This window comes from Winogradskyella thalassocola, from assembly GCF_900099995.1.
Classification (GTDB): Bacteria; Bacteroidota; Bacteroidia; order Flavobacteriales; family Flavobacteriaceae; genus Winogradskyella; species Winogradskyella thalassocola.
In genome coordinates this window covers 220425-244211 of sequence record NZ_FNCZ01000003.1, presented here as the reverse complement: position 1 = coordinate 244211, position 23787 = coordinate 220425, and the positions used below count along the sequence as shown (strand labels likewise).

General features: G+C 30.7%; 21 protein-coding genes. 16 read left to right on the top strand and 5 right to left on the bottom strand.

Features of this window, described 5'->3' with window-relative positions; genetic code table 11:
- Nucleotides 1-31: 31 nt before the first annotated feature.
- From BLT80_RS10280 to BLT80_RS10235, 10 genes are read left to right on the top strand one after another with little or no spacing between them, the layout of a single operon-like run.
- On the top strand, nucleotides 32-1465 hold the full coding sequence (locus BLT80_RS10280; protein WP_092467610.1) for an MBOAT family O-acyltransferase: 1434 nt from the start codon (nucleotides 32-34) through the stop codon (nucleotides 1463-1465).
- Between the two features lie 2 nt (nucleotides 1466-1467).
- On the top strand, nucleotides 1468-2406 hold the full coding sequence (locus BLT80_RS10275; protein ID WP_092467608.1) for a hypothetical protein: 939 nt from the start codon (nucleotides 1468-1470) through the stop codon (nucleotides 2404-2406).
- An 8-nt stretch (nucleotides 2407-2414) separates the two neighbouring features.
- Nucleotides 2415-2999: a serine O-acetyltransferase gene (locus BLT80_RS10270; protein WP_092467606.1), complete on the top strand. Its 585-nt coding sequence runs from the start codon at nucleotides 2415-2417 to the stop codon at nucleotides 2997-2999.
- 14 nt (nucleotides 3000-3013) lie between these two features.
- Nucleotides 3014-3943: an ATP-grasp fold amidoligase family protein gene (locus BLT80_RS10265; RefSeq protein ID WP_092467604.1), complete on the top strand. Its 930-nt coding sequence runs from the start codon at nucleotides 3014-3016 to the stop codon at nucleotides 3941-3943.
- Entirely contained in the window at nucleotides 3940-5019 is a 1080-nt protein-coding gene (locus BLT80_RS10260; protein ID WP_092467602.1) for a glycosyltransferase, read from the top strand. The genes BLT80_RS10265 and BLT80_RS10260 overlap by 4 nt, the downstream gene beginning before the upstream one ends.
- Nucleotides 5020-5047: 28 nt before the next feature.
- Nucleotides 5048-6097 (top strand): sugar-transfer associated ATP-grasp domain-containing protein, encoded by a 1050-nt coding sequence (locus tag BLT80_RS10255; protein WP_092467600.1) that lies wholly within the window; start codon nucleotides 5048-5050, stop codon nucleotides 6095-6097.
- Between the two features lie 9 nt (nucleotides 6098-6106).
- Entirely contained in the window at nucleotides 6107-7255 is a 1149-nt protein-coding gene (locus BLT80_RS10250; RefSeq protein ID WP_092467598.1) for a glycosyltransferase, read from the top strand.
- Nucleotides 7256-7263: 8 nt separating this feature from the next.
- Nucleotides 7264-9165, top strand: coding sequence for an asparagine synthase (glutamine-hydrolyzing) (asnB, locus tag BLT80_RS10245; protein ID WP_092467596.1), 1902 nt, complete (start codon nucleotides 7264-7266; stop codon nucleotides 9163-9165).
- A gap of 3 nt (nucleotides 9166-9168) precedes the next feature.
- The gene (locus BLT80_RS10240) at nucleotides 9169-10320 is read left to right on the top strand and encodes a glycosyltransferase family 4 protein (RefSeq protein ID WP_092467594.1); all 1152 of its coding nucleotides are present in this window, start codon (nucleotides 9169-9171) and stop codon (nucleotides 10318-10320) included.
- The gene (locus BLT80_RS10235) at nucleotides 10317-10934 is read left to right on the top strand and encodes a sugar transferase (RefSeq protein WP_092467592.1); all 618 of its coding nucleotides are present in this window, start codon (nucleotides 10317-10319) and stop codon (nucleotides 10932-10934) included. Before BLT80_RS10240 ends, BLT80_RS10235 begins: the two co-directional genes overlap by 4 nt.
- A gap of 3 nt (nucleotides 10935-10937) precedes the next feature.
- Here BLT80_RS10235 and BLT80_RS10230 read toward each other — a convergent pair whose 3' ends face one another.
- Together BLT80_RS10230 and BLT80_RS10225 are read right to left on the bottom strand one after the other, a co-directional pair.
- On the bottom strand, nucleotides 10938-11594 hold the full coding sequence (locus tag BLT80_RS10230; RefSeq protein WP_092467590.1) for an HAD family hydrolase: 657 nt from the start codon (nucleotides 11592-11594) through the stop codon (nucleotides 10938-10940).
- On the bottom strand, nucleotides 11578-12549 hold the full coding sequence (locus BLT80_RS10225) for an ATP-grasp domain-containing protein (protein ID WP_092467588.1): 972 nt from the start codon (nucleotides 12547-12549) through the stop codon (nucleotides 11578-11580). The genes BLT80_RS10230 and BLT80_RS10225 overlap by 17 nt, the downstream gene beginning before the upstream one ends.
- A 381-nt stretch (nucleotides 12550-12930) precedes the next feature.
- On the opposite strand from BLT80_RS10225, the gene BLT80_RS10220 reads away from it, so the two are divergent.
- The 5 genes from BLT80_RS10220 to BLT80_RS10200 are packed head-to-tail and all read left to right on the top strand — an operon-like array spanning nucleotide 12931 to nucleotide 20330.
- Complete coding sequence (locus BLT80_RS10220; protein ID WP_092467586.1) at nucleotides 12931-14058, top strand: DegT/DnrJ/EryC1/StrS family aminotransferase; 1128 nt, start codon at nucleotides 12931-12933, stop codon at nucleotides 14056-14058.
- Nucleotides 14052-15947, top strand: coding sequence for a polysaccharide biosynthesis protein (locus BLT80_RS10215; RefSeq protein WP_092467584.1), 1896 nt, complete (start codon nucleotides 14052-14054; stop codon nucleotides 15945-15947). Before BLT80_RS10220 ends, BLT80_RS10215 begins: the two co-directional genes overlap by 7 nt.
- A 36-nt stretch (nucleotides 15948-15983) precedes the next feature.
- A complete protein-coding gene (locus BLT80_RS10210) occupies nucleotides 15984-16760 on the top strand; it encodes a polysaccharide biosynthesis/export family protein (protein ID WP_092467582.1) in 777 nt (258 codons plus the stop codon).
- A gap of 28 nt (nucleotides 16761-16788) precedes the next feature.
- Nucleotides 16789-19143: a GumC family protein gene (locus tag BLT80_RS10205; RefSeq protein WP_092467580.1), complete on the top strand. Its 2355-nt coding sequence runs from the start codon at nucleotides 16789-16791 to the stop codon at nucleotides 19141-19143.
- Between the two features lie 38 nt (nucleotides 19144-19181).
- Nucleotides 19182-20330 (top strand): polysaccharide deacetylase family protein, encoded by a 1149-nt coding sequence (locus BLT80_RS10200; RefSeq protein ID WP_092467578.1) that lies wholly within the window; start codon nucleotides 19182-19184, stop codon nucleotides 20328-20330.
- On the opposite strand, the gene BLT80_RS10195 is transcribed toward BLT80_RS10200, so the two are convergent.
- On the bottom strand, nucleotides 20331-21503 hold the full coding sequence (locus BLT80_RS10195; protein WP_092467576.1) for a proline dehydrogenase family protein: 1173 nt from the start codon (nucleotides 21501-21503) through the stop codon (nucleotides 20331-20333).
- Nucleotides 21504-21602: 99 nt separating this feature from the next.
- Here BLT80_RS10195 and aroB point away from each other — a divergent pair, with 99 nt between their 5' ends.
- A complete protein-coding gene (aroB, locus tag BLT80_RS10190) occupies nucleotides 21603-22673 on the top strand; it encodes a 3-dehydroquinate synthase (protein WP_092467573.1) in 1071 nt (356 codons plus the stop codon).
- On the opposite strand, the gene BLT80_RS10185 is transcribed toward aroB, so the two are convergent.
- Nucleotides 22670-23182 carry a DinB family protein gene (locus tag BLT80_RS10185; RefSeq protein ID WP_092467980.1) on the bottom strand — a complete coding sequence of 171 codons (513 nt, stop codon included), beginning with the start codon at nucleotides 23180-23182 and terminating at the stop codon, nucleotides 22670-22672. The two genes, aroB and BLT80_RS10185, sit on opposite strands and share 4 nt — an antisense overlap.
- Nucleotides 23183-23248: 66 nt before the next feature.
- The gene (locus BLT80_RS10180; protein WP_092443151.1) at nucleotides 23249-23728 is read right to left on the bottom strand and encodes an Lrp/AsnC family transcriptional regulator; all 480 of its coding nucleotides are present in this window, start codon (nucleotides 23726-23728) and stop codon (nucleotides 23249-23251) included.
- Between the last annotated feature and the right edge of the window lie 59 nt (nucleotides 23729-23787).

The following is a 23787-nucleotide window of genomic DNA, read 5'->3' as shown; positions in this document are numbered from 1 at the left end:
ACTAAAATGACGACCCAATTCTTTAACCAATATGCTATTTAATTCCATAGATTTTTTTCTATTTCTTCCGATAGTATTCGGACTATATTGGCTTATTGGTGGTAAACGTATTAAGACACAAAACCTATTAATTGCAATTGCCAGTTATGTCTTTTATGGTTGGTGGGATTGGAAGTTTTTATCGTTAATTTTATTTAGTTCAATAGTAGACTACTCCATTGGTTTATGGTTGGGTAAGACAAAAAAAATATCTACAAGAAAACTATTATTATGGATTAGTATTTGTGTCAATTTAGGTTTTTTAGGCTTTTTCAAATACTATAATTTTTTCATAGATAGCTTAATTGACTCTTTTACTTTTTTCGGAAAAGAACTAAATTTAAGCACTCTAAATATAATTCTACCCGTTGGTATTAGTTTTTATACGTTTCAAACATTAAGCTATACTATAGATGTTTACAACAAGAAATTACAGCCGACAAAAGATTTTATTGGCTTTATGGCATTTGTAAGTTTTTTCCCTCAATTAGTTGCAGGTCCTATAGAAAGGGCTACAAATTTATTGCCACAGTTTTCTAAAAAGCGCTCTTTCGATTACGCCAATGCAGTAGATGGATTGCGTCAAGTTCTATGGGGATTATTCAAAAAAATAGTCGTTGCAGATAATTGCGCGAAGTATGCAAATATCATTTTTAATAATCATACCGAATATAACGGTAGCACACTTCTACTTGGTGCATTTTTCTTTGCGTTTCAAATTTATGGTGACTTTTCTGGGTATTCAGACATCGCAATAGGAATTTCTAGATTGTTTGGTTTTAATTTGAAAAGAAATTTTGCTTTTCCATATTTTTCAAGAGACATAGCTGAATTTTGGAGACGTTGGCATATTTCATTATCTACTTGGTTTAGAGACTATTTATATATTCCTTTAGGAGGAAGCAGAGGAGGTCTTAAAATGAAAATCAGAAATACATTTATCATATTCATTGTGAGCGGGTTTTGGCATGGAGCCAATTGGACTTTTATCATTTGGGGAGCATTGAATGCTTTATATTTTTTACCATTATTATTAACAAATAAGAATCGAGTAAATACCGATCTAGTTGCTCAAGATAATTTTTTACCAAGCATAAAGGAAGTTGGTCAAATGGCACTTACATTTTTTATTACACTTATAGCTTGGGTGTTTTTTAGAGCAGATAACGTTTTACATGCATTATCTTATTTGCAAAACATGTTTACTGCATCCTTGATTTATAAAATTGAAATATTTCCAAGCACGATACTCTTATTAGTTCTGTTTTTTATCATTACTGAGTGGCTAGGTAGAAGAGGAGAATATGCAATTGAAAAAATTGATTTTATGAAGAGACCTATACGCTGGATTTTTTATATTTTATTAATCGTATTAATGTTTAGCTTTACAGGTGAAGAACAACAATTCATATATTTTCAGTTTTAATAATGAAAAAATTCTTTAATAATATAATCTTATTTGGGTTAGTTGCTTTATGCATTGGCGAAATCGTAGTGCGATTAACCCATGTCAATTCGGATATTCCATACCGTACTATAGATGATATGGGTATTCAAAAATACTACCCTAATCAGGAAGGTTATTGGAAGGGTGGAGATCATAAATGGATGGTTAATAGCTTGGGATGGCCAGGCGAACTTCCGGACAATTATGACAACCTTATAACAATAATTGGGGATTCTTTTATTGAGAATTTCATGAATCCAAATGATTGTCATCAATCTGCCTATCTAAAAAGGGAAATACCAAACTACAATTTTCTTGAGGCTAGCCGATCAGGTGTAACGTTAATTGAATCTATGGAAATAAGCAAACAAACTGATACCTTAAATCCAATAGCAACATTAATTCATACGGGCAATGGTGATATTTACGAAAGCATAAAGGAAATTAAAAGTTTAAATGATATTACACAATTGAATACCAAAGATGAAGTCATTATTCATGGCAAAATGAAATCTCCTGGTTTAAAAAAAGTGCTATATTCATGGAAACTACTTTATTATCTTTACAATAGATTTCCTTTAAATTTTAAAAATGAAAGCATCGCGGATTCAAAAAAAGACAAAACTGAAAAAAGTAAGTTTGAAATTAATGAAACAAGAATAAGAGTTCTTTTAAATTATATTAAAAACAATTACAAAATAGAGAATAAAATATTTGTTTTTAAACCAAATAGTGATGACAACATTATTAACCTTTTTAAATCTATGGGTTTTAAAACAATCATACTCGACTCTTCTAAAGATAAAAGTTGGTCATTTGAACATGATCCTCATTGGACATGCTATGGTCACGAGAGAGCTGCTGCTCAAGTATCAAATAAATTAAAGTTAAGTTTCTTAAATAGAATAACAGTAGATTAATTAAAATAATGATACAAAATAAAACAGATTATAAATATTACTTAGACCAAGATAGAAAAGCCCTACGTATTGGTCAAAACAGTGTTTTAGGATCAATCATTTCTTCTATATCACCTAATATGATTTGGGTCTTTCAAAGGACACTTAGAAAACTAGAATACTATACAAATTGCAAAAACAAAGGGCTTTCAAAAATTTATTATTTATACCTAAAATATAGATTCAAAAAAATATCCCTAAAACTTGGCTTCTCTATACCAACTAATGTATTTGGGCCTGGATTAGCCATAGTTCATTATGGCACTATAGTAATAAACGGTAACGCTAAAGTAGGTGCTAATTGTAGAATGCATGCGTGTGTAAATATTGGTGCATCAGGTGGTGAAGAAGAAGCTCCTCTGTTAGGAGATAATGTTTACATTGCTCCTGGAGCAAAAATTTATGGAAATATTACCATACCAAATAATACGGCTATTGGGGCAAATGCAGTTGTAAATAAGTCTTTTGATAAAGAAAACACTATTATTGCCGGTGTACCAGCTAAAGTTATTGGTGAGGTAAATATTAAACAAATCATAAAGCATCTAAATTAACCAGTCTTTTTGAAATGAAAAATTTAAAAGAAAAAGTAGCACAAATTTACAGAACTTCAGACTTTGGATATAATGCAGCAAGACCTATATATTTATTATATCAGTTTGTATTAAAATACATGTCTGATGAGTACATTATAAAAAAGCAATTTAAAGAACGTATGGGTTATGAGTTAAACTTAAAAGACCCTCAAACGCTTAATGAAAAAATAAATTGGTTAAAACTTTACAATCATAAAGACTTACAGACAATTGTAGCAGACAAATATAAAGTCAGAGCATATGTCGAAAAGAAGGTTGGGGCCAAATACCTAATACCATTACTTTTACACACAAAAGATGCGAATGATCTTAGACCAGAGAATTTACCTGATAGTAATTTTATAATCAAAGCTAATCATAACAGTTCTGGAGGATTAATAGTTAGAGATAAATCTTCTGTGGATTGGAAAGCTGCTCGAAAAAGATTTAGGAGACATTTAAAAGAAAATTATTTTTATAGCTCAAGAGAGTGGCAGTATAAAAATATTGAGCCTTGCATAATTGCTGAAGAGTTACTAACCTATGAGGATGGCAGTATCCCTGAAGATTATAAGTTTCATTGTTTTAATGGAAAATTAGCTTTTGTAATGATTGATTTTGATCGGCATACTAATAAGCGTACAAGAAACCTTTATGATACAGATTGGAATCTTATTCCATGTAATTGGGGAAGACCCTATGGAAAAGACCTTGAGAAGCCAGAGAATTTTGAAGAAATGAAAATGGTAGTAGAGAAATTAGCTCAAGACTTTATTTATGTCAGAGTAGATCTATATTTAGTAAAAGGATCTATATACTTTGGGGAAATAACATTTCATCACAACTCAGGCCATCAAAGATTTATTCAAGAAGAATGGGATTATAAATTTGGTCAACTTTTAAAAATCCAAGAGCTAGAATGAAAAGTAAAATATTTTTTATACTCCCTACTCTATTTGCTGGTGGAGCAGAACGTATTATATCATTTGTGTCACAAAATTTAGATAAAGAAAAATTTGATGTTACATTAATTGTTATCGGTCGTGAAAATGAAAGTAAGTTTGAGGTGACTGGTATTCCTGTGATTTTCTTAAATAAGTCGCGCGTACTTAATGGTGTATTCGAAGTTTCAATACTTATTGCAAAGCAAAAACCTCAAGTAGTGGTTAGTTGTATTGCGCATTTAAATATAATGATGGGACTAATTTCGGTATTCGTTTCTGATCCTATTTATGTTGGTAGACAAGCTGGCGTACCCGGAACACCTGTTAATTATAACAAGCCAAGAAAAAAGAAAAAATCGTTAATAAAGCTATTCTTTAATTATGAAAAGTTTGGATTAAAACAATTGGATCATTATATCTGTCAGTCGGCTGATATGAAACAGAATTTAATGAATACTTCTGGGATTAAAGATGAATTTATTACAATCATTAACAACCCTGTTACACAAACAAACATTATTAAAAATACGACTACGAATACGAATAAAATAAAGAAATATATTACTGTTGGTAGACTAAGTGAAGCTAAAGGTTATGTTAGAATCCTTAAAGTACTAAGTAGGCTATCTTTTCCTTTTCAATATACCATTATTGGGGAAGGAACATATTATGATACTATAATTAAAGAAGTAACGAAATTAGGATTAAAGGATAACGTGATTTTTATAGATTATACCGCTAATGTGTCAAAATATTTAGTTGATAATGACATGTTTTTACAAGGATCCTTTTCTGAAGGATTCCCCAATGCATTATTAGAAAGTTGTGCCGTGGGAACACCTGTAATTGCGTTTAACGCACCAGGAGGAACTAAAGAAATCGTAGAAGACCAAGTTAATGGATTCTTAGTTGAAGACGAAGACGAATTTCTAAAAAGACTTAATGACGAGAGACAATGGGATCCAAAAGAAATTAGAGAATCTGTTTATAGAAAGTTTAATAAAAATAAAATTATTAACGATTACGAAAACTTCTTTATTAAACTTTTAAACTGATATCATAAAGTAACTAAACAAAACATTCATGGGAGCTGTAAAAAATATAGCAAAAAATATACTGATTAAAGGCAAAACCTATATATATCATTACGAACAAAACAAGGAAGCATATAGAATGCTCAAACTTGTTGAAAGTGAAAAGCAAAAACTTGATCCCAATATTAAAAAACTATGTAAAGAATATGCTAAAGATGTATTCAGTAATGAAATATATGCTCCATGGTTATTTGTCTATAGTGCTTTTGCTAACGAATTTAAAGAAGGATGGATTCCTGATAATTTTTACGGAGAATATGTGGTTCCAAGTTTAAAGGGTGATTACGGGAAAATATGTGATAGAAATGCCGTAATTAGTAAATTATTGCAAGAGCCTGATTCTTTAGATATTTGTTATTACGTAAATCATCTATTCTTAAACCCAAACTATGAGATTCTAAATCAGGAAAAATTAAAACACACACTTTTTTCGAAAAATGAAAAAGTTGTCTATAAAATTGAAAATTCTTTACAGGGAAAAGGAGTTTACTTTTTTGACGAGAAATCATTCGATTTAAATTATATAAAAAAATTAGGAAATGGGGTGTTTCAAAAATACATTGAACAGCATCCATTTTTCTACGAGTTTCATGAGTCATCAGTTGCTACAATCCGTCTTACATCAACATGTGATAATGATGGGAATATTGATGTGAAAGCAGGCTATTTTCGATTTGGTCGAGGGAATGATACACACGTTATATCTGATCGACAAATGAGAATACCTATAGATATTAGAACTGGTAAACTCTGTGATACGGCATATTTTCCAAAATCAGAATCTACGAAGCACTTGCCTGATAATGAGATTTTATTTGCAGGAAAAACGCTACCTGCTTTCGACAATTGTTTAGCCGAAGTTAAAAAGCTACATCGAAGAGTACCTTTTATTCGATGTATTGGATGGGATATAATTGTAGATAAAAATGACAAAGTGAAGTTAATAGAACTTAATGGTGGTCATAACGGAATAACTTTTAATGAAATGGTTCAAGGTCCATGTTTTAGAGGTTTAAATTGGGAAAATTTTAAAAAATAAACAAAGAGCGTGACCGACCCCAAAAAAAATATAAGTATACTAACACTATCCCTAGGTAGTGGTGGAGCAGAAAAAGTGATTAGTCTATTACTAAAAGAGTTAAAAAATGATTATAACGTTAGTCTTGTTCTGTTTTATAACGTCATTCATTTTCCAATACCCAAAGAAGTTAACGTAGTCATACTTTCTAAAAAAGGCCCTGACAGACCCTATTATTTAAGGTTTTTTGATTTTATTAGTTTTCTAATTAAATATTATCGTTTCATAAAAAATGAACAGATAGCTATTGCAATATCTTTTCTAGCTTTTCCAAATCTTATAAATGGGATAGTGGCTATATTTAATAAAAAGGTAAAAACTGTAATTAGTGAGCGCGGTTTCCCTTCTGATAATACAACAAATAAACTTTCATTATATATTTCAAAAGTTTTTTATCCTATTTTTTATAATAGATGTGACGCTTTGTTCTCTAATTCAACACATATAAATAAGGATTTAAAAGATAATTTTGGCGTTAAGATACCAATGGAGGTTATTTATAATCCTATAGAGATTCCATTAAAAACAATAACACCGCAAACTTTAAATAGTACCGAAACATTAAATATAATTACTGCAGGCACTCTAAATAAAAGAAAAAACCAGATAATGATTATTCGAGCCTTAAGTCAACTTGAAAACAACATTAGGTTAACGATTTTAGGTGGTGGTGAACTATATGAATATTTAAATAACGAAATCATTAATCTTAAATTAACAGAGAAAATAAAACTAGGCGGTAAAGTGAAAAATGTAAATGACTACTTTGTTAAAAGTAATTGTTTTATACTCTCTTCCTTTACAGAAGGCTTTCCTAATGCGCTTTTAGAAGCAATGGCAGTTGGTCTTCCTTGCGTTTCAACTAACTGTTTATCTGGCCCTTTAGAATTACTAAATGAAAATGAAGATGTTGACATAAAAAATGGGGAATTCCATATAGCAAAATATGGACTTCTTGTAAATAATGATGACCATTTAGGTTTACAAAAAGCCATAGAATATTATAATAATTATCCTGAAGAACGAGAAAAGTATAGTAGATTAAGCTTACAGCGAGCTAAAGACTATCAAATTAAAACTATTTATTCTATTTTTAATCAATTTATACAGAACCAATAAACTTCACTATGTGCGGAATAAACGGAATTATAAGTAACACATATAAAGATCATGGTTTACTGAAAAGTGAATTATCTAAGATGAACCAACTCATTTTTCATCGTGGTCCAGATGAAGATGGTTTTTACATTGATGCATCAGAGTCGAGCTCTGTAGCAATGGCAATGCGTCGTCTTTCTATTATCGATCTAAGTACTGGTAAGCAACCTATGTACACTGATAATAACCAAATAGGAATAGTTTTTAACGGAGAGATATACAACTATAGAATTTTAAAGAAACAACTCGAAAATTCGGGAGTAACCTTTAAGACTACAAGTGATACAGAAGTAATTCTAAAACTTTATGAACAAAAAGGTGTAGCTGCGTTTAAAGAATTAGACGGTATGTTTGCGTTTAGCATTCATGACAAAACCGAAAATAAAGTTTTTATTACTCGCGATTTTTTTGGAGAAAAACCATTATACTATACAAAAACAAAAACTGATTTTGTTTATGGATCTGAACTAAAGTCTATAATTAATTATTTGTCACATAAACCGCAGATATGCAAAAAAGGATTAAATCTTTATTTTAGGTTAACATACATTCCTGCACCCTACTCTATCTATGAAGATGTCTTCAAGCTGGAAAGCAATCACTACATTGAGTTCGATTTATCACAAGACTCGTTTTCAATCCAAGAAATTGAGAAGCAAAAATCAATTGAAAAGTTAAATATCTCGTTTGAAGATGCTAAGAAAAAAGTCCGTGAAGAAGTAATGAAAAGTGTAGAAACTAGATCAATAGCTGATGTCTCTTTGGGTACATTTTTATCTGGCGGTGTGGATTCATCAGTCGTAACACATTGTTTAGCTGAAATATCCAACGAAAAAATAGAAACTTTTTCTATTGGCTTTGAAAAACAAGTATATGATGAAACGGACAAATCTCAGGTTGTAGCAAAGCTTGTAAATAGCAATCATCATGAATTTATAGTTAAGGAATCAGATTTCAAAAATAATATTGATGATATTCTATTAAATTTTGATGAACCATTTGCAGATTCTTCTGCATTACCAACCTATTTAGTATCTAAACTAGCAAGTGACTATGTAAAAGTAGCTCTAACAGGAGATGGAGGTGACGAAGTTTTTGGTGGTTATAATAAATACTATATGGGTAAACTAAACAATCGGTATACGTCACTAGTACCGAGAAACGCACATAAACATATTTTAAAATATTCCTCGAAACTATTAAAAACTAAAGATGATAATAGAGGGAAACGTTTTAGTTTAAATAGACTGTTGAATGCATTTAATTATGACGGCAATCAATATTGGAATATTATTTCTCTCGCATTCACTGACAATGAAAAATCTCAATTAATAAAAAGCGATTGTTTAATTGAAGATACGTTTTTCGAACTTAAAAGCAAATATAATCAGCAGAACCCTAAAAGCCTCACTGACTTTAGAATGGTTGATAAAAATGTAAGCCTTGAAGGTGATATGCTTGTTAAAGTAGATAGAACAAGTATGTTATGCTCATTAGAATGTAGAGCACCATTTTTAAACAAAGCTATTTGGGATTTAACGAACTCCTTACCTGAAAACTATTTAATGAAAGGTTGGAATAAAAAATATATATTAAAGGAAGCTTTTGCAGACAAATTTGAACCTGGGTTTTTAGATAAATCCAAACAAGGATTTGGGGTACCCGTTGGTGATTGGTTAAAGTCTAGTTTAAAATCAGAACTTTTATCTTATATAGAACCAAAATTGATAGAATCTCAAAATTTATTTAATATTGATGATATTTCAACGTTGGTTAATAATCATTTAAGTTCAAAAGAAGATAATAGTATGAGAGTTTGGTGTTTTTATACATTTCAAAAATGGTATTTAAATACGTATTCAATTATATAACATATGAAGAAGATTATTCGGATTACAACAGTTTCTGGCTCATTAAAAGTACTACTTAAGGATCAGCTGAGGTTTATGAATGAACATTATGAAATAATAGGTGTAGCCAATAATAGTGAAGATGATCAGTTAGATGATGTAAAAGCGGCTGAAGGAATACGAACTATTGCAGTTAGTATGACCAGGGAAATAACTCCTTTAAAAGACTTAAAAGCAGTTTATAAATTATATCGAATAATTAAAAAAGAAAAGCCTTTTATTGTTCATTCACATACTCCAAAAGCGGGAACATTAGGCATGCTTGCTGCAAAACTTGCAGGAGTACCAAATAGGTTACACACAATTGCAGGCCTACCCTTACTTGAAACAACTGGCAATAAACGCAAACTATTAAACTTAGTAGAAAAATACACATATGAGTGTGCTACACTGATTCTACCAAATTCTTTTGGATTAAACAAAATAATTTTAGAACATCAGTTTTGTAAAGCATCTAAACTTAAAGTGTTAGGAAACGGAAGTTCTAATGGAATAGATATAAACCATTATAGTAGTGAAAAGGTTAATAAAAAAGAAGCTGATTCTATAAAGCAACAATTAAATATTTCTAACAATGATACTGTTTTTATTTTTGTCGGTCGGGTAGTTAAAGACAAGGGCATTCATGAACTTGTTGAAGCTTTTAATAGTATCAGTAAACTAAATCCAAGCACAAAACTCATAATTGTTGGGCCAAGAGAGGAGCATTTGGATCCCATTGATCCTCATATTGACGAAATAATTAGAAGAAATAAAAACATTCATACTGTAGGGTTACAATGGGACATAAGACCTTATGTCTATATTAGTGATATTTTTGTATTTCCAAGTTATAGAGAAGGATTTCCAAATGTTATTTTACAAGCGAATAGTATGGGTAAACCTTGTATTGTTACAAACATTAATGGTAGTAATGAACTAATAACCCACAACTATAACGGCCTAATTGTACCACCGAAGGATTTAACTTCACTTAAAAAAGCAATGCTTTATTTACTGTCTAACCCAAGCAAAACTTTAGAATTAGCTAGTAATTGTAGAGAGAATATCGTTAAAAATTATAAAAGAGAATTTATATGGGACGAGATTCTTAAACTTTATAAATCATTAGAATGAAACTATACTCAAATTTAATAAAACGCGTAGCTGATTTTTTTGCGGCTTTAATAGGTTTACTAATTATTTTACCTTTATTATTAGTGTTAATTATAGTACTAAGTATATCCAATAATGGAAAGCCATTTTTCTATCAAATTAGGACTGGAAAAAACGGAAAACTATTTACTATTATTAAATTAAAAACCATGACAGACAAAACTGACAAAGATGGTAATTTATTACCAGCTATGGATCGCGTAACTAAAATAGGGGATATTTGTAGAAAATACTCTTTAGATGAAATTCCACAATTATTAAACATCCTAAAGGGAGATATGAGCTTAGTTGGCCCTCGTCCACTTTTACCTAGTTATTTACCACTTTATAATAAGAGACAATTTAAACGGCATGATGTTACACCTGGCATCACTGGCTGGGCTCAAATAAACGGTAGAAACACTATTAGTTGGGAGCAAAAATTTGAATATGATGTATATTACGTAGAAAATCAATCATTCGTTTTAGATTTTAAAATTATATTAAAAACCGTAGATAAAGTAATCAATAGAAAAGACATCAATAATTCCGATAACATTAATATGCCTGAATTTAAAGGCGCTAAACAATTTTAAATATTAAATGATTTTAATATCTTCAAAATCAGATATAAATTTAAGAGATAAATATTGAGAATCCATATACTTATGAGATTCAAAATGAATATTCTTACCATTGTCTATTAAAGCAACGCATTTCCAACCTAGAGAATTTGGTGCTATGAAATCTTTCTTTAAATTATCCGCTATGTAATAATATTCGAATCCAGATAGTGCTTTTTCGATAGCTATAAAATTTAATGAATTTGGTTTTTCAGAACCTATCTCTTCAGAGATTATTAGTTTATCAATATAACTTAATATGCCTAAGCTTTTAAGTTTTGCCCTTTGAGTCATTGATCTGCCATCTGTAATTATGCCTATTTTTCCGTTTCTAGACTTGATAGCCTCAAAGACTTCTAATACTCCATCAAATAATTGAATTTGTGGTTGATGATTTCTATACATTTCAACAAGAAGTCCAATTTTTATTTTATAGGTATTAGCAATAAATTCAAAAACGTTAATTTTGCACCTATATAAAGAAAACATCTTTAAGTATAATGGTTTCCAATTATTTGGTTCTAAAGATAATGCAATAGACTTATACGCAGATTTTAAATAGTCTAATTCGTTATATAGCGTATCGTCTAAGTCAAAAACGATAACTGTTTTATCATTAACCTTTATATCCATGCACTAAAATTTCATCATCATACCTAATCATTAATAAATCGCTTTCCCACACGTCAAATTTTTCTTCAATGACTTGATCTAGCAAATATTCTTCAATAATCCATTTCGTAAAATTAGCACCGGACAAATAAGAAAGCGGATAACCACCCCCAAATCGAGGATTTATCTCAATAGCATAAATTTTTTCATCATCATTTTTATGTAAAAAAAACTGAGCTGTTAAACATCCAACGGCACCATCAATATAGCTCAAGTTTTTCTTTATATAAGGCACCAAAGAATTACTAACTGTCAATGCTTTATACACTTCTCCATCTCTAACCTCAAGTCTCTTTCTTGGGACAATGCACTTTAATTTATTATCTTTACTAAAATATAAATCACAAGTAAATTCATCAAAATCATCATGATCCAAATACTCCAAAAACATTAATTTTTTATTAATAAAATGATAGTCTTTTAAATCTTTTTCTAACTTAATAATATAAGTATCAACACTGCGACTCCCATCGATAGGCTTAATGAAAAGTGGAAGACTGTAGTTGTCTTTCGCATATTCTTTAGCTACTTTTACATTGTACTCTTCAAAAAATTTGTGGATCATCCTTTTATTTCGGCACTTAGAGACAAACTCTACTGACGAAATCACAACTTCAACACCTTCTTTCTTAAATTTTGATTTATTTTTTGCCAGCTCAAGTAACTCCGTATCTATTGTTGGCACTATTAAACGAATACGATGCTTTTTACAAAAATTAATTAAAACTGAAATATAATCTGTTACATTTAGTTTGGGTACTTTAAAAAATCCATCAGCCACTTGACAAGCAGCAGATAACATGGGCTCAGCATCGGTAGCATAAACCTTTGAATTTGGGTGTGTTCTTTTTAATTCTTTTTGAAAAGACCTAACCAAAGAAACTCTACGTCCAGCTGAAGTAATTAAGATATTCATTTATTTGATTTGGTATCACTATTCTATTAATATTCCGAAAATAGTGTGTAAATATAATTTATGTACGAATAATACACACGAAATTAAGTGCAAACTTACGTTATATCTAAATCAATAAAAATTTTTATAATGTAATGAGTTAAAAAAATTTCGAATACAATATATTTATTATCTGTTTTAAACTAAAAAAATAATTCGTTTAAATTAATCAAACACTCATAGATAACTATTAACGACGTCATTATTTACTGTTTATCGTTTTATTTTGGGTTAAATCAAGATAATAACGCATATTTACAGCATAAATTTGATCGTGTCCCAGATCCCTCTATTGACATGAAATTGAACAGTAATATAATAATTACTTAACAATTTTCACCTATGAAACCTAAAATATGGCTTTCCTCACCACATATGAGTGGTAATGAATTACCTTTTATTAATGAAGCTTTTGAAACCAATTGGGTAGCACCATTAGGCCCAAATGTTAATGGCTTTGAAAACGACATACAATCTTATTTGAACGAAGACCGACATGTTGCTGCATTGGCATCTGGTACTTCTGCTCTACATTTAAGTCTCATTTTATTAGGCGTTGGCCATGGTGATGAAGTGATTTGTCAAAGCAAAACATTTTCTGCATCAGCGAATCCTATAGTGTACCAAGGAGCTACACCAATATTTGTTGATAGCGAAAGTGATACCTGGAACATGTGTCCTATACAACTAGAAATTGCAATTAAAGATAGAATTGATAGAGGAAATACACCGAAAGCTATTATTGCTGTTCATTTATATGGTATGCCATATAAAGTTGATGAAATTAACGACATCGCATTAAAATATAATATTCCAATAATAGAAGACAGCGCTGAATCATTAGGAAGTCAATATAAAGGCAAAAATTGTGGAACATTTGGGGATTTTTCAATTCTATCGTTTAACGGTAATAAAATTATTACCACATCAGGTGGTGGAGCTATAGTTACTAAAACATTAAAGCTTAAAGAAAAAGCAGTTTTCTTAGCAACACAAGCTAGAGATAATGCACCTCATTACTTGCACTCAGAAATTGGGTATAACTATAGGATGTCTAACATTGTTGCTGGTATCGGTCGAGGGCAAATGACAATCTTGGATAGCCATGTCGCAAAACGTCGCTCTAATCATCAATTCTATTTAGATTCACTTAAAAATAATGATAGGATTACTTTTCTGCAGGAACCAGAAGGTTATTTTTCTAACCGTTGGTTGTCTTGTATTCTTTTAGATTCTGAAGAAACTCGTGAAGGCTTAAGATTAGCATTGGAAAAAGAAAACATTGAGTCTAGACCATTATGGAAACCAATGCACCAACAACCTATTTTCAAAAAATATCCTAGCTATCTTAACGGTGTTTCTGATGAACTATTTAACAAAGGGCTATGTTTACCTAGTGGCTCAAATCTTACTGATATTGAATTAGAAAGAGTTATTTCTGCAATAAATGCGTATTTTGTAACATGTTAGTTAAACTTCTAAATAAAATATCGAAAAAATATGCTTCAAAATGGCTTGTTCTATTATTTGATGTTATAATTGTAGTCGCTTCATTCTTCCTAGCATATCTAATTCGTTATAATTTTCAAATAGATTTTGATTTTATCAATCTACTAAATCAAGTTCCATATGTAACTGTTTTAGCAGCTATTAGTTTTATTGCTGTTGGTTCCTATAAAGGTGTTGTTCGGTTTACCGGATTTAAAGACATTATAAATATTATTATTGGTGCGAACATTTTGGCGACAATTCTAATATTTTGCACATTTTTAAGTAGAAAAGCATTAGGAGACGATAGTATTTTTAATATATCTGGCTCTATTATTTATATACACCTATTATTGAATATCTTATTCTTAATAGGATCAAAACTGTTTATAAAATCTATTTATAATCATATCACTCAAGATTTTCAATCTATTTCTAAGGTCTTAATTTTTGGTGCAGGCAATTCAGGAATGTTAACCTATGATGCCATTCAAAATGACACTAAAAGTGGCTTTGAAGTTGTTGGTTTTATTGATGACGATGAGCGTAAAATAGGAAAAAAAATTAACTTATTAAAAGTATACAACATAGCTTCAATTGACGAAAAATTCATTAAAAATAATGATGTTGAAGATGTTATCATTTCAATTCAAAATATAGACCCTACTAGATTACTCCAAATTACTGGTAACCTTTTCTCATTGGGTTTAAAAGTTAAAATTGTACCCCCTGTTCAAAGTTGGATAGATGGTGATTTAAGTGTTGGTCAGATTAAAGAAGTTAAAATTGAAGACCTTTTAGGAAGAGACCCTATCAATATAAAAAATCCTGATTTAGAAGAACAGTACGATAATAAAGTTATTTTAATAACAGGAGCTGCTGGTTCTATAGGAAGTGAAATTTGTAGAAAAATTAGCTTGTATAATTATAAGAAATTAATCTTAGTAGATAATGCAGAGTCTGCGCTTTATGATATTCAGCAAGAATTTAGACAAAAAGGCTTAGAAAACGTTGAAGCTATTGTTGCAGATGTTCGTAACAGAAGTCGAATCGACCAAATATTCAATCAATATAAACCTAAAATAATTTTTCACGCAGCGGCATATAAACATGTACCTCTAATGGAAAACAACCCCTTTGAGGCGGTAAGTGTAAATATCGGCGGCACTAAAAATGTTGCAGATATAGCTGTGAAACACAGTGTTGATAAATTTGTTTTAATTTCGACCGATAAAGCAGTGAACCCAACAAACGTAATGGGTGCAACTAAGCGAATAGCTGAGCTATATGTAAGCTGCTTGAAAGGAAAAGGGCACACAAAATTTATAACCACTAGATTTGGAAATGTTTTAGGATCAAATGGATCCGTTATTCCTTTATTTAAAAAACAGATTGAAAAAGGAGGTCCGTTAACCGTAACTCATAAAGATATCACTCGTTATTTCATGACCATCCCAGAAGCTTGTCAATTAGTTCTCGAAGCAGCAGCTATGGGTAATGGTGGGGAAATTTTTGTATTCGACATGGGAGAACCTATTAAGATTTTTAATCTTGCAACTAACATGATTATTTTATCTGGATTAAGATATCCTGAAGATATTGACATTAAAATAACAGGATTAAGACCAGGTGAAAAAATTTATGAAGAACTTTTAGCTGATGGTGAAAACACAAAAAAAACTTATCACGAAAAAATTATGATTGCAAAATCTAGACACGTTGATATCAGTAATGTTGAAAAACAAATTAATAAACTCACCGCTGTAAATTCTTTAACACAACCATTAGAAATAGTATCTTCAATAAAGCATTTAATACCAGAATACATCTCAAATAATTCAACTTACGAAGTGTTAGATATTAAGAAATAATCAGCGCTTTTAAACAAACTTATAACAATCAAAAAAATGAAAACACGTATTCTTATTATTTCCATACTAGCAATAATTACAGCAACATCCTGTGGATCTAGAAAAAATATAATCTATTTTCAAGATGAGCCTCTTTCCGAAGGACAATTATCATCAGAGCCAACTGAATTAACCTATAAGCCAGATGATATATTAACAATTAATGTTACTGCATTAGACCCAGAAACTGTAAGACCTTTTAATTTGTCTGTCGTTTCAAACGGTACTTTGGATGTAACAAGTAATCAAGGAGGTTTAAAACAACAAACCTACTTAATAGATTATAATGGTAATATTGAGTTTCCGGTTTTAGGAACGCTAAAGGTTGAAGGTTTAACACGTACTGAATTAACGGCTTTACTTACTGAACGTATTAAGGCAATGGCAAACGACCCTATTGTAAATGTTAGATTAGTAAATTTTACTATAACAGTAATAGGAGAAGTCAATAGTCCTGGAACATTTACAATGCAAGATGAAAGAGTTACGATCTTAGAAGCACTTGGTTATGCTAATGATTTAACAATATTTGGAAAGCGACGAAACGTTAAATTAATTCGAGAAGTTAACGGGAAAAAGAAATTCGCTAATATTGATCTAACTTCTATTAACTCCGTGAATTCTCCACTCTATTACTTACAACAAAATGATGTAATATATGTAGAACAAAATAATGCAAGAGTGCGCTCTTCAACATATAACCAAAATAATGGTGTCTTAATTTCAGCAATAGGTACGCTAACAACCATCTTAGCGGTGTTCTTAATAAAGTAGTTTATAAAACTATAACAGAAAAAAAAACATGAAAAGCAAATCTAAGTTAGCTAATAACGAATTAAAAGAACAGTTAGAATTAATTTTATCTCATTGGATAATAATATCACTTTGTTTAACAATTGCAGTTTTTTCAGCCTACTCTTTCTTAAGATATGAAACAAACCAATACAGTGCTAGTGCTACAATAAAAATTAAAGATGAGAAACAATCTCAAAAATTACCAAGCCTAGAAGATATCACCAGTAAAGGTTTATTTGCTAATGGGTCGAACCAAATTCTTGACGAAGTAGAAGTTATTAAATCAAGATCATTGATGTCTAATGTTGTAAAAAAACTAAACCTAAATATTGAATATTACGCGCAAGGAAGAATTAAAGAACAAGAAATCTATAAAAACCCACCGTTAATATTAAATTTTTTTGCTAGTGACTCCGTTGTTCATAAAGTAGACACAACACTTTTTATCAAAGTTGTCTCGCCAACAAAATACTTAATGTTTAAAGATAATGGAAAATCACTTATTGACAGAGATGAATCTTTAGGTAAATCCTATAATTTTGGAGACAGAATAAAAACTGGATTCGGAGATTTAGTCATTCTTCCGAATATTGGTAAATTTGCACCTATGATTGGAAGCAATCTAAGAGTCTCTTTAATTCCAACTAGAAAACTTGTAAATAGGTATCAAAAAAGTTTAAGTATTACCACAGAGACTGGATCTAGTGTCGTAAAATTAGGATTGAGTGACAATATTCCTCAAAGAGCAATAGATATTCTAAATCAAATAATTCGTGAATATAATACAGACGTTATCTTAGATAAAGAATCTGTTATCAAGGTTACATCAGATTTTATCACTAATAGACTCCAAATAGTATCAAAAGAATTAGAAGAGGTTGATTATACCGCAGAACAACTTCAAAAAAACAACAAGCTTACAGCTTTAAATTCTCAAGCTAATTTATATTTAGAAAGTGAAAAAATTACGGAAAACAGAATTAATGAGACTTCTAACACAATACAATTAATTGATTACCTAAAGGAAGAAATAAAACAAAAAAATAAAAGTTCAGATTTACTTCCACCCAACATTATTGAAGATGCAAATATTTCTCAAGTCACCAAAACGCACAACGAATTAGTTGCTCAACGTGATAAATATCTAAAGAATTCTAGCGAAAAAAACCCGATTGTTATAAACTTAAACAATCAAATAGACGCTCTTAAAGGAAATTTAGAAAACTCATTAGAGAACATGAAAAGAACGAGTGAGATAACTTTAAATAACCTTAATAGAGAAGAAGCCAGAATTCGAGGTCAAATTTATTCAGCACCAACAAAACAAAGACAATTTAGAAATATTGAGCGCCAACAAGGAATAAAAGAGTCACTATACCTCTACCTCCTGCAAAAAAGAGAGGAATCTGCTATAAGTTTAGGTATGTTCTCTCCAAATGCTAAAATTATTGATAAAGGCTATTCTTCTTATTCAATTGTGTCTCCCAATAAGATGTTAACCTATTTAGGTGCTATATTATTTGGACTAGCTTTACCTATTGGTTTCATCTATGGAAGAAAACTACTCGACAATAAAATCCATAAAAAAGAAGATTTAGAGAAAATTTTAGAGATTCCATATATTGGTCATATACCACAAACAAGTAAGAAACACAAACTAATTAACAAAGTAGATTATTCATCTAAAGCAGAAGCATTCAGGATATTACGATCCAATATTGATTTTTATTTAGCGAATACAAAAAGCCATTCTAAGAAATTATTTGTAACATCTACGACATCTCAAGAAGGTAAATCACATACTAGTACTAATCTTGCCATGTCAATTTCATTTTCAGAAAAAAAGGTTCTCTTAATAGAAGCTGATATTAGAGTCCCTAAAATACTAGAATATTTAAATAGAAAAGATAAACCCGAAAAAGGTCTAACAGATTATATTGTTGATAAATCTATTAAGCCTCTAGATATCGTAATAAAAAATAAAGAGAATCCCTTTTTCGATATTATCCCTTCAGGTACAATACCACCAAACCCGTCAGAATTATTAATGAATGATAGAGTTGGTGAACTTTTCAATTATTTTGACGAAAAGTATGATTATATCGTTGTTGATACATCTGCAGTTGGTTTAGTTAGCGACACATTACTTATATCGCAATATTCTGATATGTTTATTTATGTAGTAAGTGCTGACAACATTGACAAGCGACAATTAGTTCATATTGCTCAACCACTATTTGAAAAAAACCGTTTACCAAATATGACTTTATTATTAAATGGTGTAAAATCGAGCACTAAAGGATACGGTTACGGCTATGGAAATAGTCCTCAAAAACAAAAGAAATCGGTATTTAAAAAATAGAATACTCAAATTAAATATTATAATTTAGATAAAATTGAATGAGTGTATTAATGTTCCACAGTATCGGTTGCGAAAATGAAAATTGGTATCGTAAATGGCTTTCTGTTTCTTTAGATCATTTTGAGGCTTTTTGTAAGTTTTTAGTAAAGGAAAACTATAAAACAGTTTTTCTTGAAGAGTGGTATAATACTTCTACTGATCCCAATTACCAATCATCGAAGCAAGTTGTTTTAACTTTTGATGATGGGTACTTAGATAACTGGGTATATGTATATCCTATTTTAAAAAAATATAATTTAAAAGGCACCATATTTGTGAACCCTGAATTTATTGATGATTCTGTGGGAGTTAGAAAAAACTTGGATGATGTTTGGGAGAACAAAACAACGAGAAATCAATTAACTCCATTGGGGTTTGTAAATTGGGATGAAATAAAAATGATGGATAACTCTGGAGTTATTGACATACAATCACATAGTATGAGTCATAATTTTTATTTTCATTCTAATAAAATTAAAGATATATATGAAGGTCAACCGCATTTAGATTGGCTAGCTTGGTTCCATAAACCTGAGCGCAAACCCTACTACGTCACTGAGGACCAAAAAGGTTACGTTGCAAAAGGAACGCCTGTTTTTGAATTTGGAAGAGCATTAGAATTACGACGATATTTTCCAGATGAACGCTTAGTTAAGTATGCTACTGAAATGTATTCTGATACTGCAGACACAAAAGACAGTGCTTCATTAATACATAAATTAAATGAAAAACTAAGTATTTATCCTGGCTCATACGAATCAGATGAAGATATGGAAAAGAGATATCGTTATGAGATTTTTGAAAGCAAGAAAGTACTAGAAAATAAACTTAACAAAAAAATCGAATACTTCTGCTGGCCTGGAGGAGGATATAATGAATTGAGTGTTGATCTATGCATAGAAGCTGGTTACAAAGCGTCCACCGCTTCGTTTAAAAATAAACCATATGCAAAGAACTATTCAGACTTTAGAAAAATTAAAAGGGTTTCAATGACGTCCTTTGTTTCTACATCTAAAAAGAATTATTACGCAAACAGCTCTAATTTTCTAGTCAATTTATTCAAATCACATGAGGGTAAAATTCTTAACAAAAACTTATATCGTGCACATAAATTAAAACTAATGCTTTTAGAGAAATTTATTAAGTAATTACAACTTTCGTCTTCGTTTCTCCGCCTTCAATAAAGTTAACTCTCGACTAGTCTGACCAGAAACAGATGTATTCTCCTCTGCCCTTCTAATTAAATAAGGCATCACATCCTTAACAGGACCAAATGGAATATACTTCGCTACATTATAACCTTGAGCTGCCAAATTAAAGCTAATATGATCACTCATGCCATATAATTGCCCAAACCAAACGTTATTATCTTCCTTAGATATATTATGAGTTTCCATAAGCTCCATTGCTAAAAAGCAACTTGCTTCATTATGAGTCCCGATAAAAACTGAGATATCCTTTAAATTGTTGAGAATATATTTCAGTGTTTCGTTAAAATTATCATCAGTAGCTTTTTTGTTTTCACAAATAGGAGAATCATACCCTTTTTCTAAAGCTCTTTCGCGTTCTTTTTCCATATAAGCACCACGAACAATCTTCATCCCTATTTTAAACCCACTATCTTTAGCGCGTTGGTGTAAATCTTTTAAATAATCTAAACGGTCACAACGATACAATTGCAAGGTGTTATAAACGATAGTAACCTCTTTATTATAGCGTCGCATCATCTCCTCTACTAAATCATCAGCAGCATCTTGCATCCAGCTTTCTTCTCCATCGATAAGAACTTCAACATCTTTTTCTTTAGCAAGTTTACAAACCACATCAAATCGGTTTACTATTCTCTCCCATTCAGCGTCTTCCTCAGTGGTTAATTCTACTCCTTCAGTCTTCTTTTGATATAACAAAAAGCGTCCAAAACCAGAAGGTTTAAAAACCACAATCGGCATCGCTTCTCTATCATCACAAAAACGAATGATTTTTAATATTTTCTCTAAAGCATTATCGAATTGATTTTCCTCGGCTTTCCCCTCTACAGAATAATCCAAAACAGAACTGACACCTTCTGTATATAATTTATCTATTACAGGCAAACAATCTTCTTCGCTCACACCACCACAGAAATGATCGAACACCGTTGCTCGTATCAATTTTTCTACTGGCAGGTGAGCTTTCAATGCAAAATTTGTTGCTGCAGTCCCAATACGAACCAAAGGCTCAGAAGAAATCATTTTGAATAAAAAATACGCGCGTTCTAATTCTGAATCAGATTTTAAAGTAAATGCCGTAGCTGTGTCCTCAAAGAGTGATCTATTTATCATTAGCTAAAAGAATATAAATGCAAATATATTTATTATAGTCTTACATTTTTTTCTAAAAAGGAAGTATTTTCACGTCATATTTTGCACATAATTTTTAATATGGAATCTATTTCAACAAAAAATGCCGTAGTACACTTTAATTCTGAGGTTTATACGCAGCTAAACAACTACATAAAAACAGTAAAACCTTCTAAGATATTCATCTTAGTAGATACGAACACGCACGATTATTGTTTGCCTAAGTTCCAAGAGCGCATAGAATCTGGAGACATAGCTATTGAAGTTATGGAAATGCCAAATGGTGAAGAACATAAATCCATTGATATTTGTACTGGTGTTTGGGAAGCGTTGTCAGAATACAATGCGGATCGTAAAAGTTTATTAATCAATTTAGGTGGCGGGGTCGTTACGGATTTAGGTGGTTTTGTCGCTAGCACATATATGCGTGGCATAACTTATATAAACATACCAACCTCATTATTAGCGATGGTAGATGCATCTGTTGGAGGAAAAACAGGAGTAGACTTAGGGGCTTTAAAAAATCAAGTAGGAATTATAAATGAAGGAGAAATGGTCGGAGTAGATACCTCTTTTTTAGATACACTTCCACAAAATGAAATGGTTTCTGGTTTTGCCGAAATGCTAAAACATGGATTAATTTATGATGAAGCCTATTGGAATACCTTAACTCATCTCGAAAATTTAGATCTTTCGGATTTAGACGGCTTAATATACGATTCAATTGTCATTAAAAATACAGTAGTAACCTCTGACCCTACCGAACAAGGATTAAGGAAAATCTTAAATTTCGGACACACTTTAGGTCATGCTATAGAAAGTTATTTCATGGAAAATGCAGATAAAACTCCGCTCCTTCATGGTGAAGCTATAGCAATAGGAATGATTTTAGAAACTTATTTATCAACTCAAGTTTGTGGACTAAGCCATGATCACTTAGAAATAATCACAAAAGGGATTTTAAAAACATTTTCTAAAGTTGAAATCACTAAAGCAGATCAACAACATATCATCGAATTATTAAAATACGACAAGAAAAACAGTCATGGTGTTGTAAAATTTGTACTTCTTGAAGCTATTGGAAAACCAAAACTAGACTGTGTAGTTAGTAATGATTTAATTTTAGAAGCGTTTGATTATTACGCCAATTAAACATAACGTTCGTTTATAATTTCGAGGTGATGATTTTCATGTCCCATTATAATATAACCAATTGCTCTAACGGATACAGGAAAACCAGATGCTTCACCAATAAAAAGTAATGTATCTGTATCGAATGAACTAAATAGTGTAATTGTTGCTTGTCGTACAGCTCTATATTCCTCTAACAAGCTATCCATAGTACGCTTTTCTGCATTAGCATGCACAACATAATCGTCTTGCTCAAAACCTGCTAACGGTGTTTTATCTTGCCTAGAGATTCGTAGAGCTCTGTACGCAAAAACACGTTCAGTGTCTATAGTATGAAGTAATATGTCCTTTATAGTCCACTTTCCTTCCGCATAGGCATAACTATGTTTTCCTTGAGGAATATTAGAATAAAAAGAAACCATATCATCTAAATTTTGTTTCAATCCTTCAACGATACCTAAATCCTTATTTGTTGCCTCAATATAGGGTTTATAATAAGGATTGTATTCTGATATTTTTATAACACTCATATGATTAAATAAAAAAAGCCCTAAGTTAGAGTAACTAAGGGCCATTGTTAAAATATTCTATTTTGATTACAGTTCATTAAAAATGGTATGCATCAAACGTTTTTTATCATTAAGACTCTCTTCTAAAGAGATCATCGTTTCTGTTCTATAAACACCATCAATATCATCTAACATAAAGATAATATCCTTTGCATGCATCGTATCTTTAGCTCTAATTTTACAGAAAATATTGAATTTTCCTGTTGTAATATGCGCTACCGTTACATAAGGTATATCTGAAATTCGTTCTAAAACAAATTTAGTCTGCGATGTATTTTGTAGAAAAACACCAACATAAGCTATAAACGAATAATCTAGCTTTTGGTAATCTAACGTTAAGGATGACCCCATTATAATACCTGCTTCTTCCATTTTCTTTACTCGTACATGGACGGTACCTGCAGAAATCAACAATTTTTTTGCTATATCTGTAAAAGGAATACGTGTATTATCGATAAGCATATCGAGAATTTGGTGATCAACTTCATCTAATTTAAACTTTGCCATAATTATATAATCTTTAAACTAAACGCAAAAATAAAACATTTACATTAACAATTATGCAT